This is a genomic window from Niveispirillum sp. GW835-FHT14G11 (assembly GCF_058793615.1).
This window is the reverse complement of the sequence record NZ_JBXAFZ010000023.1, coordinates 73,351-89,698: the sequence shown is the minus strand read 5'-3', so window position 1 is coordinate 89,698 and position 16,348 is coordinate 73,351. Positions and strand designations below refer to the sequence as shown.

The 16,348-nt window shown below is 64.8% G+C and carries 13 protein-coding genes; 6 read left to right on the top strand and 7 right to left on the bottom strand.

The window, feature by feature from the left end; genetic code table 11:
• Nucleotides 1–441, top strand: a 441-nt coding sequence (locus AC1Q7F_RS29110; protein ID WP_492512069.1) for a methyl-accepting chemotaxis protein, incomplete at its 5' end; no start/stop codon positions are given.
• 342 nt (nt 442–783) lie between these two features.
• On the opposite strand, the gene AC1Q7F_RS29105 is transcribed toward AC1Q7F_RS29110, so the two are convergent.
• From AC1Q7F_RS29105 to AC1Q7F_RS29085, 5 genes are all read right to left on the bottom strand, one after another.
• Entirely contained in the window at nt 784–2,391 is a 1,608-nt protein-coding gene (locus AC1Q7F_RS29105; RefSeq protein WP_492512068.1) for a putative bifunctional diguanylate cyclase/phosphodiesterase, read from the bottom strand.
• A complete protein-coding gene (locus AC1Q7F_RS29100) occupies nt 2,319–2,906 on the bottom strand; it encodes a response regulator (RefSeq protein ID WP_492512067.1) in 588 nt (195 codons plus the stop codon). The genes AC1Q7F_RS29105 and AC1Q7F_RS29100 overlap by 73 nt, the downstream gene beginning before the upstream one ends.
• On the bottom strand, nt 2,903–3,346 hold the full coding sequence (locus AC1Q7F_RS29095; RefSeq protein ID WP_492512066.1) for a response regulator: 444 nt from the start codon (nt 3,344–3,346) through the stop codon (nt 2,903–2,905). The genes AC1Q7F_RS29100 and AC1Q7F_RS29095 overlap by 4 nt, the downstream gene beginning before the upstream one ends.
• Entirely contained in the window at nt 3,339–4,850 is a 1,512-nt protein-coding gene (locus tag AC1Q7F_RS29090) for a sensor histidine kinase (protein ID WP_492512065.1), read from the bottom strand. The genes AC1Q7F_RS29095 and AC1Q7F_RS29090 overlap by 8 nt, the downstream gene beginning before the upstream one ends.
• Nucleotides 4,851–5,521: 671 nt before the next feature.
• Entirely contained in the window at nt 5,522–5,854 is a 333-nt protein-coding gene (locus AC1Q7F_RS29085) for an STAS domain-containing protein (protein ID WP_492512064.1), read from the bottom strand.
• Nucleotides 5,855–6,101: 247 nt separating this feature from the next.
• Here AC1Q7F_RS29085 and AC1Q7F_RS29080 point away from each other — a divergent pair, with 247 nt between their 5' ends.
• The 5 genes from AC1Q7F_RS29080 to AC1Q7F_RS29060 all read left to right on the top strand — a co-directional run bounded on the left by AC1Q7F_RS29080 (nt 6,102) and on the right by AC1Q7F_RS29060 (nt 11,392).
• Nucleotides 6,102–6,785, top strand: a complete 684-nt coding sequence (locus AC1Q7F_RS29080) for a carbonic anhydrase (RefSeq protein WP_492512063.1) — start codon at nt 6,102–6,104, stop codon at nt 6,783–6,785.
• Nucleotides 6,786–6,812: 27 nt separating this feature from the next.
• Nucleotides 6,813–8,540, top strand: a complete 1,728-nt coding sequence (locus AC1Q7F_RS29075) for a solute carrier family 23 protein (RefSeq protein ID WP_492512062.1) — start codon at nt 6,813–6,815, stop codon at nt 8,538–8,540.
• 48 nt (nt 8,541–8,588) lie between these two features.
• Nucleotides 8,589–8,792, top strand: a complete 204-nt coding sequence (locus AC1Q7F_RS29070) for a hypothetical protein (protein ID WP_492512061.1) — start codon at nt 8,589–8,591, stop codon at nt 8,790–8,792.
• A 257-nt stretch (nt 8,793–9,049) separates the two neighbouring features.
• Complete coding sequence (locus AC1Q7F_RS29065) at nt 9,050–9,571, top strand: cache domain-containing protein (protein ID WP_492512060.1); 522 nt, start codon at nt 9,050–9,052, stop codon at nt 9,569–9,571.
• A gap of 138 nt (nt 9,572–9,709) precedes the next feature.
• Nucleotides 9,710–11,392, top strand: coding sequence for a methyl-accepting chemotaxis protein (locus tag AC1Q7F_RS29060; protein ID WP_492512059.1), 1,683 nt, complete (start codon nt 9,710–9,712; stop codon nt 11,390–11,392).
• 675 nt (nt 11,393–12,067) lie between these two features.
• Here AC1Q7F_RS29060 and AC1Q7F_RS29055 read toward each other — a convergent pair.
• Nucleotides 12,068–13,657, bottom strand: coding sequence for an AMP-binding protein (locus AC1Q7F_RS29055; RefSeq protein ID WP_492512058.1), 1,590 nt, complete (start codon nt 13,655–13,657; stop codon nt 12,068–12,070).
• Between the two features lie 58 nt (nt 13,658–13,715).
• Nucleotides 13,716–15,986: a TonB-dependent receptor gene (locus AC1Q7F_RS29050; protein ID WP_492512057.1), complete on the bottom strand. Its 2,271-nt coding sequence runs from the start codon at nt 15,984–15,986 to the stop codon at nt 13,716–13,718.
• Between the last annotated feature and the right edge of the window lie 362 nt (nt 15,987–16,348).

Below are 16,348 nucleotides of genomic sequence, written 5' to 3'. Positions count from 1 at the left end.
GTGGATGCCATCCGCGCCATCGCCGGCCAGATCAACCTGCTGGCCCTGAACGCCACCATCGAGGCGGCGCGTGCCGGTGAGGCTGGGCGCGGCTTTGCCGTCGTCGCCACCGAGGTCAAGAACCTCGCCAACCAGTCGGCCAACGCGACCCAGAAAATCTCCGCCGAAATCGCCGGTATCCAGGGGCTGTCCACCGACATGGTCGTTGCCCTCCGGGAGATCCGCAGCGCGGTTGGCAATGTCCGGGAATATGTCTCCACCACCGCCGCCGCCGTCGAGGAGCAAAGCGCGGTCACCCGTGACATGTCCTCCAACATGCAGACGACCGCCGCCGCCGTGGAAACCGTCACCCGCAATCTCACGGCCATTAACCACTCAATCGGCAAGGTCACCGGTGCCGTCACCACGACAAAGGAAGCCGCCCGCGTCCTGGCTCGGTAGTTCGCTCAGGATCGGCCCGGCCGGAACCAGGAATGACCCGCCGCAGACACCTCGCGCCTCAGCAATCGCGCAGCATGCTCAACATGCCGATATTGATCGTGGCGTTGTCCTAGAGCCTGTCAGGTTTCAGTTGAAGCGCACCCTATATTCGCCTTCCCGGTGACAAGCCGGGACCCAGGGGCCACAGGACCAAACCTCTACGCGGCGTCGATCAAAGCTGCCGACAGGTCGGGCGCTTGGCTCCTGGGTCCCGGCTTGTCACCGGGAAGGCGGGATATGGAGGCTCCATCTAAACCCAACAAACTCTCAGCGACCGGGCTTACCGGTCTCGCCCGCCCCCCATCACCCCAGCAACCGGCCCTGGCGTAGCAGCAGTTCCATCGCCGCCGCCGGCACCGGCTTGCTGAACAGATAGCCCTGGAGGGCGTCGCATTGATAGGCGCGCAGGTAGATCAGTTCCTCCTGCGTTTCCACCCCTTCTGCCACCACCTGCTTGTGCATGGCATGCGACATGGCGACGATGGCCTGGACCAGCGCCGCATGCTCGGCGGCTTTGACCATCTGGCTGATGAAGAACCGGTCCACCTTCACCGTGTCGATGGGCAGTTCCGACAGGCGGCTGAACACCGAATGTTCCATGCCGAAATCATCCAGCGCGAAGCTGACACCCAGGCTGGCCAGATCCGTGATGTTGCGATGGACCAGGTCGTCATCGCGGATGATGGTGCTTTCCGTCAGTTCCAGCTTCAGCGCCGTGGGCTGCAGGCCAGTCTGGTCCAACAGGGACTGCACCCGGACGCTGAAATCCGGGCGCATGAGCTGGATGCCCGACACATTGACGGATATCGGGAAATCGCACAGGCCGGCGGCCCGCCACAGCGCCGTCTGCTTCAGCGCCTGGCGCAGGACCTCATGCCCCAGTTCCACGATCTGGCCGCCCTGTTCGGCCGCGGGGATGAAATCCGCCGGCGAGATCAGGCCGCGGACCTCATGCTGCCAGCGCACCAGCGCCTCGGCCCCGATGATGTGGTGGCGGACCGGATGCACCAGCGGCTGATAGAACAGCGTGATCCGGTCATTCGCCAGGGCGGCGGTCAGCTCTGTCTGAATCCATTGGCGCTTCACCGCCCGTTCCGTCATCTCCGCGGCGTAATATCGGAAGGGTGCGTGCGACGGCTTCACCTCGTGCAGGGCGGTGCTGGCATGTTGCAGCATCTCCGTCGCGTCGCTGGCATCGGCCGGATACAGGCTGATGCCGATATGGGCGCGGCGGGACATCTGCACGCCATCCACGTTGAAGGGCAGGTCGAAGGCCGTCTGCAACTGCCACAGCCTCTGGTCCAGGTCGGCTGGCGCGTCGGGCAGGAGCAGGCAGAAATAGGCCCCTTCGAACCGTGCCAACACCTCGCCGGGTTCCAGGAGCTGACGCAGACGATCCGCCACGGCGCGGACCAGCGCGTCGGTGGCCGCCAGACCCCATCCATCCTGGAAATCGGCAAAGGCTTCCAGGCCCAGACAGAACAAGGCCACGCGCCGATCTTTCAGCGGTCTGGCCAGCGTTTCGATCAGCAGCCGGGTGAAATGGGCCCGGTTGGGCAGATCGGTCACCGGATCGAAATAGGCGAGATGGTCGCGCACCGCCTCCGCCGCCTTCAGTTCCGTCACGTCCAGCGCGATGCCATCCCATTGCACCGATCCATCGGACAGCTTTTCCGGCTGCGATTGCGACCGCAGCCAGCGGGTGCCGCCGGACGCGGTCGATAGCCGGAATTCGACGATCATGGGTTCCAGCGTTGCCGCCGACAGAGCCATGGCGTCCCGATAGATCTTGCGATCATCGGGATGGATGGCGCGCAACAGCGTGGCACCGGACGCCATCACCAGGGGGCTGGTGGCGGGATCGCCCAGGTCGCCGGTATCGATGAAATCAGCCAGCAACTCCTTCTGCATGTAGGTATAGCTGAGGCTCCCGTCGGCCCGCATATACCGACGGAGATGATGCCGGGGATATTCTTGGCGATGCCGCGCAGCACCATGTCGCTTTGCTGGCGGGCCTGTTCGATCACGCGGTTCTGGCGGCGTGTCGTGGCAGCGGCCAATTCGCGCTCGATGGCCGGGCGCAGCCGGGCGATGCGGTCCTTCAGCACCAAATCCGCCGCACCGGCATGCATGACGGCCACCGCCGACTCCTCGCCGATGGTCCCCGTCACCACGATCAAAGGCAGGTCCGGGTCGTGCGCTTGGACCAGGAGGGTGACCTCCAGGGGTGAAAGCGACGGCATGGAATAATCGCACAGGACAATGTCGAAGGTCCGCTCGGCCAATGCCGCAACGACGGCGTCCCGATTGTCGACATGGTGGGCCTCCACCTTCATGCCCCCCCGGCGCAGGCTTTCGATCAACCAGGCGGCGTCAAGGTCGCTATCCTCCACCAGCAGGATGCGAACGGGATCGGCCCCTCTCATGACCGGTCGTCCGCGAGTGGCAGGTTGATCAGCGTCCAATAAAGACCAAGCTGCGCCACCTTGGTGGAGAAGCGGCCGAAATCCACCGGCTTGCGGACATAGGAGTTCACGCCCAGGCGATAGGAGCGGACGATATCCTCCTGCTCATCCGACGAGGTGAGGATGACCACGGGAATATGATGGCTGCGCGGGTCGGTCTTCAAACGGCGCAGCACTTCCAGCCCGTCGATCTTGGGCAGCTTCAAATCCAGCATGATCACCACGGGCGGCGGCGGGATGGGGTCATTGGGGCCGGCATCGCCGAAGATATGGGCCAGCGCCTCCACCCCGTCATGGGCGATGTCGATGGGGTTGGTGACATGCGCCGACTTCAGGGCCCGCAGGATCAGGGCCTCGTCATCGGGATCGTCTTCCACGATCAGCAACCGCCCGTCAGCCATGTGCCTCGTCCCCGCTATTGAGTGTGAAGGACACCAGCGTGCCCTTGCCCGGTTCGGACTGGATTTCGATATTCCCGCCGTGCCGGCGGATGATCCGGGCGACGGTCGCCAGACCGATGCCCGTGCCCTCGAACTCATGCGTGGCATGCAGCCGCTGGAACGGTGAGAACAGCTTGTCGGCATAGGCCATGTCGAACCCGACGCCATTGTCCGACACTTGATAAACCACCTGCCCGCCCCGCCGTGTGCTGGTGAAGCCGATGGCGGGGGCGGCCGTGCGGCTGGTGAATTTCCAGGCATTGCCCAGCAGATTATCCAGCACCACCCGCATCAGCCGCGGATCGGCCACGTCCAGCAGACCGGGCGCGATCACCACCTGGACCGAACGATGCGGATCATGCTGACGCAACTCCTCCACCACATTGTTGGCGATGGCGGACAGATCGACGGCAATGGGGGTGATGCCGCTGCGGGTGACGCGCGACAGCTTCAACAGATCGTCGATCAATTGCCCCATGCGCACGGCACCCCGCCGGACGCGGGCCAGATAATCCTTGCCCCGGTCATCCAGGATATTGTCGTAATCCTCCAGCAATGCCTGGCTGAACCCGTCCATGCTGCGCAAGGGTGCCCGCAGATCATGCGAAACGGAGTAGGCAAAGGCCTCCAGCTCCTGATTGACCACCTCAAGGTCGCGGGTGCGCGCCTCCAGCCGGTCATTCATGCGCTGCAACCGCTGCACCCGGTCGGAAATATCGACGATGGCCGACAGGACCATCGGCCCCTCATCCATGGTGATGGGGTTCAAACCGATTTCCACGGGAAACTCACTGCCATCATTGCGGCGCGCAAACAGGTCGCGGCCAGCCCCCATGGGGCGCGAACCATGGCCATGATGGAAGAACCCGCCGCGCAGGCCCGGATGAGCGGCGCGGTGCCGGTCGGGCACCAGTATCTCCACCGGGCTGCCCAGCAGTTCGGACCGGTCATAGCCAAACAGCCGCTCCACCTGGGCATTGACCATGACAATCCGGCCGTCGCCATTGATCATCACCATGGCGTTGGGTGCGGCCTCCACCACCTGGCGGAACCGTTCCGCCGATTGCCGGCGCAAGGACAGATCGACGATGGCCGAGAGGACCATCGGCCCGTCGGACGTCTGGATGGGGTTCAGACCGATCTCGACGGGAAACTCCGTCCCGTCGCGGCGCAGGGCGTACAGGTCGCGGCCAACCCCCATGGGGCGGGGACTCGGATCCCCGGTGAAGGCGGTGCGCAGGGCCGGGTGATGCCCCCGGAACCGCGCCGGCACCAGCATCTCGACGAACTGGCCCAGCATCTCCGCCCGGTCATAGCCGAAAACCCGCTCGGCCTGGCCATTGACCATGACGATGCGTCCCTGGCCATTGATCATCACCATGGCGTTGGGCGCAGCCTCCACCACCAACCGGAACGGCTCGTCCGATGGGTTGCCAGCAACGCCAATCTGCGGGTTATCCTGCACCAGCCGGCCTCCACCATCCCGATGGCAACGCACCAAAGCGGTCCCGCTATGTTAGCAGATTATCATTTTAGTCGATAAATCATTCACCCGCCGACAATCCTTTGGTTAATATGACATTCGTAGTAGATTGTGCTTCCTGAGCCACATACGCCTGATGATTGCCGTCGGAAATCTTCGGGGGCGCCCTTGGGCTCTGCGCTACCCAAAGCGAACAGCAGCCATCGCTGCTGATGCACATACTCTTCTGAAGCCCTGAGACTACCGTCGCAATCAAGTCCGGTTGCGGCGTGAAGGCGGGGCCATGGATTTCGTGTCGGATGCCTTGTTCAATGCCGGCGGTTCCGGGCGCTGACCATCATCTATGCCTCTACCCGGGCATGACATGCGGTCAGGTAAGGCTGCGACGCCTTCAAGGCGCTGGCCGACCTTCGCCGTCGCCACGCCAGATGCGCGTCCGCCTGACGTCTGTCGCCGAGGCCGACTGCCCCCGCGGCGGGAGGAGCTGCATCTCCACCAGGCGCCCTCCGACCATCACGGCTCACCGCGCTGGACGCTGGAGGACCCTGCCCGCAACCGCTTCTTCCAGATTGGCTGGGTGGAGATGGAGATGTTTGCCCGCATCCCCGTCTTCTGGCCCAAACCGCGCCCCGGCGTCTCGCGGATACCAGGGGTCAGCCCATGGCGTCCAATGCCGCTGCCCTGTCGGCCCTGATCGTGAACAGGACCGTGAAGCCGGAAATGTCGAACACCTCCTGCACATTGGGATGCAGGTTGCACAGGGACAGTCCGGCGCCCCGCGCCTTGGCCTGCTTGGCCAGCTTCAGGAGGACACGCAGCCCAGCGCTGCTGACATAATCCAGGCCCGCCATGTCCAGGACCAGACCGTTGCTGCCGTCGAAGACCGACGCCAGCCGGTCATCTAATGCCTTGCAGCTGTTACCGTCCAGACGCCCCATGGGGATCAGCACCTGGATGGGACCAATCTGTTCTTCAGCGATATTCATTCCCGCCCTCTCCGGCATGAACTTGGCCGCCGGCCCGCGGCAACTGCCAGACAATATCCTATCCCGCCGGACACTCCCTACCTACATCCGCAAGGGTGACGGCGGTCGATCTTGGCGCGGACCACACGACCGGACAATTGCTCTTAAGGACGGGGCCGCCGCTTCCCCATGCGAGGGTATGGCGTCGCACCGTCGTACCAGATAGAAATCATACGCTTGATTCCTCCTGATGATTGGATGAGGGGCCATGGTGGCGGAGCGTGAGCAGAACGGTGGCGATATCGACCGCTTCGTGGAAGGGATACGCCGTTTCCAGTTGCGCCATTACCAGGAACAGCCGGAAATGATGCGTAACCTGGTCGATCACGGCCAGGCGCCCAGCATCCTGATGATCTGCTGTTCCGACAGCCGCGTCGATCCGGCCATCCTGACCGGTGCCAGCCCCGGCGACCTGTTCGTGCTGCGCAATGTCGCCAATCTGGTGCCGCCCTATGATCCGGCAGCCGCCATGCACGGGACGGGTGCTGCCATCGAATATGCGGTACGCGACCTCAAGGTCAGCCATGTCGTGGTGCTGGGCCATGCCCATTGCGGCGGCATCAAGGCCCTGCTGGGGGCCGCCGGCGGCGTCTGGCCGGACCGGGACTTCATCGGCACCTGGGTCGGGATGGCACTGAAGGCCTGCGACCATCACGTGACGGATGCAAGCGGCAGCACGCGCAAGGTGTCGCTCGACCTGCTGAAGCAGAATCCCGACCTGGTGGAACGGGCGTCCGTCCTGGGCTCCCTTGATAATCTGATGACCTATCCCTGGCTGAAGGAACGGGTGGAGGACGGGGGCCTGATCCTGCATGGCTGGTGGTTCGACCTGGAGACGGGCGATGTCTGGACCACCGCGCCGGACCGCATGACGCTGCTGCCCGTCGTCTAATGGGCAAGGTCAGGAACTAGTCCGCCCATGCGCAGGCCCGACAATATCGTCTATTGGCTGAACGACCGGCTGCCGCCGCGCGTGGCGTTGGGTCTGGCCGTGCAGCAGGTGGCTTTCCTGTCCGTGCTGCTGCTGGTGCCCAGCCTCTACAGCCACATGGCGCGCCTACCACCCTCGGTGTTCCTGGACCTGGCATCGGCGACGCTGCTGACCTCGGCGGCGGGCGTGCTGTTGCAGGCCTGGGGCCGCTTCGGCATCGGGTCGGGGTACTATTATCCCTTGCAGGCCACGACCACGGTGCTGGCGACATTGTCGCTGGCGGCGGACCGGCCCGGCGGCCTGCCCGCGGCCTATGGCATGATCGCGATCATCGGCCTGTCGCAACTGGCGTTCAGCCTGGTGATCGTCCGGCTGCGCGCCATCATCACGGTGGAGGTGGCGGGGCTGGCAGTGCTCCTGATCGGTATCGGGCTGGGCCAGGTCGGCCTTGCCCTGATTTTCGACCTGCCACAGTTCGAGCATGGCCGCATGCAGCCGGCAGGCACCGGTCTGGCGGCCGCGGCGGGCTGCTTCGCCGTCATGGCCGCCTGCCATGTCTGGGGCGGCCGTCGGCTGCGCCTGTTCACCACCCTGACCGGGCTGGTATCGGGCGTGCTGCTATCCTGGCCGCTCGGCCTGCTGGACCCTGCCGCCATGGTGCGGACGGCCGAGGCCCCCTATCTGCACCTGCCGGGCCTGCCGGTCTTCGGCTGGTCCTTCGATGCCGGTGCATTGCTCCCCTATATCGTCACCGGCTTCCTGCTGGCGCTCAGTTCGATCGGCACCCAGTCGCTGATGCAGCGTGCCAACGACGCCGACTGGGTGCGGCCCGACCTGCGCTCCCTGGGCCATGGCGTGCGGGCGGAGGGGTTGATGCATCTGGTGGCGGCCTTGCTGAACGGGCTGCCGTTGCTGGCCAGCGGCGGCGGCGCCAGCTTGGCCGCCTCATCGGGCTGCACCAGCCGGCACCTGGCCTACTGGACGGCAGGCCTGCTGGTCCTGTTCGCCTTCATGCCCAAGCTGATCATGGTCTGGCTGCTGATCCCCAATCCGGTGGCCGGCGCGCTGCTGCTGTTCCTGTCCTGCACCGCCAGCATCAGCGGCATGCGCCTCGTCACCTCGCGCCTGCTGGACAACCGGCGGATCATCGCGGTGGGCACCGGCCTGCTGGTCGGGCTGGCGGGACTGCCGCTGCTGGAGGCGCTGGTCAATATCTGGGCCGATCTCCGCTATCTGGCCTTTTCCAGCGTGTCGGCGGGCATGCTGGTCTGCGTGACGCTGGCCACCCTGTTCCATCTGGGCGAGCGGTCGCGGAAAACGGCGCGGTTCCGGGCCGCGGACATCACCGCCGACGGGATCGCCGATTTCATCGAGGCGCAGGGCCGCGCCTGGGGTGCGCGCGTCACCGCCGTGCGCCGTGCCGAGCATGCCGGCTGGCAGGCCATCGAATTGCTGCGCGATGCCGGGCTGATCGACCCGGCCCGGCCGGAGGTGGAACTGGCAACGGAGTATGATGAATATTTCCTGACCATCATCTTCCGCTATCAGGGCTTGCCGCCGCCCCTGGAGATCAACCCACCCACGGCAGACGAACTGCTGGAGGATGAGGAGGCCGGCAACCGCATGACCGGCTTCCTGATCCGCAAGCTGGCCCTGGAGGCGCAGTCCCGCCGCCAGGGTTCCATGGCGGAACTGCGCCTGCGTTTTGCGGGCTGATCCCCGGCCCTCGCTTGGCAGTTCCTGCCACCGGACAATGCCGGCGCAATGCATCCAGGCCGGGGCTTCGGGCTTTCCATCACGGAACCCGTCTGCCAGCACACCATCCTGACGCGCATGGAAGGCGACACGGTCACCGGCGGAGACGAGATCGGTGATGGTGATGGAAGCGTGCGCAAGGATCGGTTCCACCTGGCTCGTAGCGCGTTGATCATCGATCTGTGCAGTCTTGAGGTCCGTCAGCCTGCCTGACTCGAGCACCTTGCAGAGGCCCATACTTTGCCATCACCGGTCTCCATAGCCTCATGCGGCGTGAAAGCCAAACCTGGAAATCGCTGGAGCTGACGGGCCACGGCCGACCGGTGGGCACCGTCATGGCCGCTGATCACATGGCCGCCGGTATGCGGTGTGTAATCCGGCCACACGATGTCATCCCCCATTGCCGAGAAATCATGCCGGTTCAACCGCTATGACCAGAAGCTTATATATCCCGTTGATCGGGACCAAAGTTGGATCGTCGCGCGCATGCTTTACCCGTGGTTGACGCTGAACCTGCGGGAGGAAAGCAAATGCGCGCACACCATCTCATCGCCTTCTTAACCGTTGCCGCCATGCAGGCCGGCGTACCTGCCCATGCCGATTCTGACCGGGCGAACCGGGATGAGGCCATCGCCATGGTCAAACGGGCCGTGGTCCACCTGAATGAGGCCGGCCGCGACAAGGCATTCGCGGATTTCGGCAATCGCGAGGGGGCATTTGTCGATCGCGACCTGTATGTGGTGGTCTATGACCTGACCGGTCGCTGCCTGGCCCATGGGGCCAACGCGAAGCTTATCGGCAAGGACCTCAGCGATGCCGAGGATATCGACGGCAAGCTCTATATCCGGGAACGCATGGAGCTGGCCAAGACCAACAAGAGCTTCTGGCAGGATTACAAATTCACCAATCCGGTCAACAAGAAGGTCGAGCCGAAGCAGATGTACTGCCAGGTCGAGCAGGATCTCGTCGTATGTGGTGGGGTCTACAAGTAGTAACGCCGATCGCCGCAAGCGCGACGCCCCGGTAGAGATGCCGGGTGCCGTGGCGGCCTGGAAGGCCGAGCCGTCGTCCTCCCAGGCTGCCTGCGCAGGCACTGTTCCCAGAAGATTAGCGCTCTGGAGGTACTGGCCATGCCCGTCGCCAAGAGAATAGCCGTCTATTTCATCCTGCTGGCCGCCACGATGCTCGGCATCGGGGTCGTGCAGATCCATGCCGTCAAGGACGTCGAGAGCCAGGTACGCCAGGCGCTGGGACCGGTCTTCACCGACAACGCGGACATGCAGGCCTTCAGCGCCCGACTGACGGAACAGCGCAAGGCGCTGTACCATCTGGTGGCGCTGGCGGCGACGGAGGCATCCGGCGCCAAGGTCCAGGCGGTCAAGACGGGCCTGCTGGCCATGACCGACAAGCTGGAGGCCGATGTGCCCCGCCTGGTGGAGATCGCCATCGACAATGGTCTGGCCGCCGAGCGGGAGGGCCTGGACAAGCTGCTGAAGAAATATGTCAGCAAGAGCCGCGACCTGATCGACATCATCGATGGCGACGTCTCGACGACATTGGCCTTCATTGGCGGACTGGAGCGCAGCGGCAGCGAGCTGGAGCAGGTGCTGAATCATATCGAAGAACGGCAGGGCATGACGCTGGACCATGTCCGCGATCAGGTCAGTCAGGCCATCCTGCTCACCTACCTGCTGGTGGCTGTCGGCGTCGTCGCTCTGGGGGCCGTCGTGACCTTCGTCTATGGCTTCGTCGCACGGCGGGTGGCCCGTCCCCTGATCATGCTGGCCGACGTGACCCACCGTCTGATCGGTGGTGAGGTGGAGACCAGGGTGCCCGACGCACTGCTGTCCCGCCGCGATGAACTCGGCAGGCTTGCCACGGCGTTGCGCGTGCTGGTCGAACATGACGCGGAACGCCGGCGCCTGCAGGACGAACAGCGCAGCAAGGCCGAGGCGGAGCAGGTGCGGGCCGGCCGCATCGGCGATCTCACCCTGGCGTTTGACGATGGGGCATCCCGGTCGCTTGACGACACGATGAGCGCCGTGCAGCAGCTTCGGGATACCGCCGTCACCATGTCGGGCGTCGCCGACGCCACGCGGGAGGCGGCGGCGGTCATGGCCACGGCCATCTCCACGACGTCCGACGAGGTCGCCAGCGTCGCCCATGCGGCCGAACAGCTTTCGGCCTGCATCAGCGAGATCGGGGACCGGGTGGCCCAGTCGAGCGCCGTGGCCCAGCATGCCGTGGAGGAGGCCGAAAGGACCGACATGCTGGTGAAGGGGCTTGCCAATGCCGCAGACCGCATCGGGGCCGTCGTCGGGCTGATCAGCGATATAGCGGGCCAGACAAACCTGCTGGCATTGAACGCCACCATTGAGGCGGCGCGCGCCGGGGAGTCCGGCAAGGGCTTCGCCGTCGTTGCCGGTGAGGTCAAGACCCTGGCCCGCCAGACTGCCGAGGCGACGGCGGAGATCGGCGCCCAGGTGGACGCCATCCAGACGGCGACCCATGACGCCGTCAGCGCGCTGCAGGCCATCTCTGAAACCATCCTGTCCATGCGCCAGTCCAGCGTGGCCATCGCCGGTGCCGTGGAACAGCAGGCGCAGATGACCCAGGGCATCGTGCAGAATGTACAGCAGGCGACCTTGAGCACACGTCAGGCCAACGACCGCGTGGCCAACGTTCTGCGCGGGGCGACGGACACCAAGGAGGCTTCGCAGCAGGTCAATGATGCTTCGGGCGATCTGACACGGCGGTCGACCGCCCTCAGCCAACGTATCCAGCAGTTCCTGACGCAGGTCCGCACAGCCTGACAGACGACGCTGCCGGCGGAATGCGCCTACCAACGGTGGGCGAAGCTCTGGCCGGTTACAAGCCGGCACCACGAACCCTTCCACGACCTGGTGCAAGAGGAGACGGATAATAGATACTGCCCGCGCTCATGGCGGCTTGAAGGTCGGCGATACCGCCCGGTACGGAGATGCACCCACCGCGTCATCGCGGTCTATAAGGACTGCGATGAGATCGTGATTGCCCCGGACAATGAAGCTGACGGCTTCGACGTCCTGTGGGTGGGGCGTTCAGAAGGAGGCTTTGTTGCAAAGTTTTGGAAACGGCGCCTGAAGGCGCCAACTGGTTTGACTGTCGGATCAGGCGGCCTGCATTTCCAGCTGTTCGGTAACGAATGGCATGGCTTCCACCATCACGCGACGCTGTGCATCGCAATCGCCAGAACCCTCCAGCGATGTCCAGGCTGCCATCAATTACGCTCTTTATGACACAGTAGAAGTAAAGGCTGGGGGGGGTAATGGATGGGCGCGCCTCATCCGCCCACCCTGTCCCAGGACATTCCGCCCTCTATCATGCCATCCATCGTGATGGGCATGCTGGCCTTGTTCGGAAGCGGGGCAGGATTTGACCGACGGAGTGGCTTTTTATCCGCGTCAGCCCGAGACGCCAATTGCATCCACACCCGCAACGCCCGGTGGTCACGACGGTCGGCCCTCTTGACCCACCTCTCTCAGCTCCCGGCGCAGGATCTTGCCCACGGCGGATTTCGGCAGGGCGTCGGTGAACTCGATCCGTCCCGGCACCTTGTAGGCGGCCAACCGCGCCCGGCAATGATCCGCCACAGCATCAACGGTCAGCCCGGCATCCTTGCGCACCACGAACAGCATGACCGCCTCCCCCGTGCGCGCATGGGGCACGCCGACACAGGCGCATTCCAGCACACCGTCGAGCATGGCGACCTCGGCCTCCACCTCGTTGGGATAGACGTTGAAGCCGGAGACCAGGATCATGTCCTTCTTGCGATCCACGATCCTGAAACAGCCATCGGCGCCCAGGATCGCAATGTCGCCCGTCTTGAAGAACCCATCCGGGGTGAAGGCGTCCCGCGTCGCGACCGTGTTATGCCAGTAGCCGGCCATGACCTGCGGCCCCCGTGCACAGAGCTCGCCCGGCACACCGGCGGCCACCTTCCTGCCCTGGTCGTCGCGGATGGAAATCTCCGTGTCCGGCAAGGCGACGCCGATGGCGCCGCTGAAGCGATCGGCGTCGAAGGGATTGCAGGTGAGGATGGGCGAGGTCTCAGACAGGCCATAGCCCTCGCGGATGTGCCGCCCGGTGACCGCCTGCCAGCGGGCGGAGACGGCGGCCTGCACTGGCGCCCCGCCGCCCACGGCCCGGAACCGCGCGTCAAAGGACAGCGCCGCGAACCGTGGATTGCTCAACAGAACGTTGAACAGGGTGTTCACCCCGGTAAAGAAGGTAACGCCGTGCCGTTCCCATTCATCCAGCATCCCGTCGATGTCGCGGGGATTGGCGATCAGGATGTTGCGGGCACCCTGGCGGCCCATGAACAGCGCGTTCACCGTCAGGGCGAAGATGTGATAGAGCGGGATCGCCGTCATCACCACCTCTTCCCTCGCCGCAAAATGCCCGTGGGAGAAGGCTTCGAACTGCAGGACATTGGCGGTGACGTTGCGATGGGTCAGGGCCGCCCCCTTGGACGGTCCCGTCGTGCCGCCGGTATATTGCAGGAAGGCGATATCCGTGGGGGCGATCTTCATTTCCGGTAGCGACAGCACCCGTCCCGCCTCAAGAACCTCTGACAGGGCGCATGCGGGCGGATCGCCCGCATCGGCAGGGACGGGTCCGAAACTGTCATCGGGCACGATGATCACCGCCCGCACCGCCGTCGGTACATCGATGGCCCGGAAGGTGGCCAGCGCATCCACGTGGAGGATCAGCAGTTCCGCGCCGCTGTCATTCAACTGGTGCGCCAGTTCCCGCGCCGTGTAGTGCGGGTTGATGTTGACCTGCGTGATGCCCAGCCGCAGCAGCGCCAGCAGGCAGATGGGAAAGGCCAACAGGTTGGGCAGCATCACCCCGACGCGCGCAGCCCGCCGGACCCCGAAACGGTGATGCAGGGCGGCGGCAAGGTCGCGCGACAACGCCTGCCATTTGTCGAAGGTCAGGCGGCTTCCCTGCTGGATGAAGGCGTCGCGCGGCCCGAAGGCATGCGTCGCCTCCAGCATCATCTCCGCCAGAGAGCCGTAGCGGTCATAGTCGATCATAATATCGGCCGTCGTCCCGGAAAGGCCCCCTCCCGCATGGCGGAAGGGGGGCTGGTCCTCAGAAGGAATATTTGACGCCGGCACCATAGGTGGCCGGATCGCCGTAGATGACATATTGCAGGCCGAACAAGGACAGATCGGCCACATGGGTGATGTGCTTGCGGTCGGTGATATTGCGGCCATAGACGGAGAAGGTCCAGTTGCCGCCATCGGGCGAAAAGCCCGCCCGCAGGTCGATCAGCAGCGGATCGTCGGTGCGCAGGATGGGGGAGTTGGTGGCATCCGACCAGGCCCGTCCCACGCGGGAGAAATCCGCCCCCAGGGTCAGGGTCCCGGCATCCGCCACCCGCATCTCATAGGTCAGCCCGCCATTGATGGAGAATTTGGGCGCCTGCGGCAGCTCGTTGCCCTTCAGATCGCCCAGCGCCACCAGGCTGGTCGGCAAATTCGCCTTGATGATCTTGGTGTCCAGCACGCCGAAGCCCAGGTTCGCGGTCAGCCCGTCGGCCAGCTGTGCCACCAGTTCCGCCTCGCCACCATTGATCCGCGCCCCGAAATTGGCAGGAGTCTGCTGCGGCACCGTGCCGCCCGGCGGATTGGCCAGGATGTAGATCTGCAGGTCCTTGTAGTCGTAATGGAAGGCCGTGAGATTGAGCCGCAGCCGGTTGTCCAGCAGCTCCGACTTCACCCCCACCTCATAGGCCGTCAACTGCTCGTCGCGCAGCGGCGTGGCCTGGAAACTCTCTTGCAGCCAGGCACCATTGAAGCCGCCGGACTTGGCTCCCCGGCTGACGGAGGCGAACAGCATCACGTCGCGGCCGGCCTTGTAGTCCAGCCCGAAGCGCCAGGACAGGTCACTGAAATCCAGCTTGTCATCGATGAACGGGTCGGCGGCGGCCGTCGCCGGGTTCACCGCCACCAGCGGCACGCGCGGGCCGCTGGGTGATCCCGCCAGCAAGCTCGAGGCATAGTCGATGGACCGCGTCTCGTCGGAATAACGCAGGCCGACTGTGGCGGTCAGCTGTTCGGTCAGGTCGTAGTAACCCTGTCCGAACAGGGCCCAGGAACGCACGTCCTGGTCATAGCCGTAGCGCGGATAGATGCTGATCAGGCCCAGGTCGAACTCGCCGGTGAAATCCAGCTTCTCCTTGAAAAAGAAGCCACCGGCGATCCAGCGGAACCGCCCTTCCTCCGGCGAGGCGATCCGCGCCTCCTGGCTGAACTGCCAGCTTTGCGCCGAATGCAGCGCCTTGGAGAAATAGGAGGAGGGGCCCTGGTTGGCGTCGAATACCGTGAACCGGTCCACATCCTCATAGGCGGTGATCGAGGTCAGCGAGTAGTCGCCGCCCAGCCCGAACTCCCCCTTCAGGTTCGCACCCCAGACATCGACACTCTCGACACTGCGGTTGTTGTAGGCACCCTTGTAGATACTACCGTCCGTGTCGCGATAGCCCGCGACATCGACGCATTCCAGACGCTCCACCCGCTCGACGCCGCAGGGCACCATGTTGCCGAGCGCCAGTTGGCCGGGATCCAGCAGGCCGCGATGCTGCGACTGATAGGCCGAGGTGCTGCTGCCACCGCCATGCATGTTCAGCAGCAGCATCGCATCGGCGTCCATGTCGTAGCGGATCTGGCCGCGCAGGCCCCAGCTGTCGATGCCGTTCAGCTTGCGCGGCGCCTCGCGGTCGGCACCGGTATAGGTGTTGGTCAGGATCGGGTCGCGGTAGTTGTAAAGGCCGGCAATGCGGACGCTGACCTTGTCGCCCGCGACAGGGCCGCCGACGCCACCCTCGACCCGGACGGCGTTGAAGCGGCCATATTCGGCGGAAAGGTCGGCCGACAGCTCGTCCGTGGGCCCCCGCGACAGCACGTTGATGGCGCCGGCCGTGGTGTTGCGGCCATAGAGCGTGCCCTGCGGCCCACGCAGCACCTCGATCCGGTCCACGTCGAAGAATTGCAGCAACTGGCCGCCCGGCGAGGATTGCACCACCTCGTCCATATAGACGCCGACGGCACCGGTGACATTGGCGTTGAAATCGCTGGACCCGACGCCACGGATGAAGATGTTGGGCGTGGTGGTGCCGAAATCGGACTTCATGGTCAGGCTGGGGGTCTGCAGCGCCAGCGTCGTGACCGTGCCCATGCCCCGGTCCAGCAGATCGTCGCCCGTGAAGGTGGCGATGGAAACCGGCGTCTCCTGCAGGTTCTGCTTCTGCTTCTGGGCCGTGACGACGATCTCTTCCAGCACCGGTGCATTCCGGTCACCCTCCGTCTGCGCCAGAGCCGGGCCGGCCGCCAGCGCGAGGCCCATGGTGGTCGTGGTCAACAGAATCGTCCTGCGAACGCCGTTCATTCAATAACCTCCCCATTTTTTATGTTCATTTATCGCCGGCCCTGCCGGTCGGTTCGGATGGGTGGTTCAATCGTGAACCCGTTGGGGGGTCAGGTGGAAGCCTGCCCATCCGTTCTCAGCAGGCTACAAGGGGTCAGGGCTGCGGACACCCGCCCTAAGGATGGGAAATCGCACGGCGCCGCACCAACCGTCCCCTCCTCGCCGCGGCACCTTCCATGGCCGGCCCGTTGCCGCCGGCCGGCATTTCCGTCGATCCCGCCCTTCTCCACCCGCCCCTCCCAAAGACGGGCGCTTGCGCCAGGGGCGTGTCGATAATGGGAACCCGCCAACCAGAC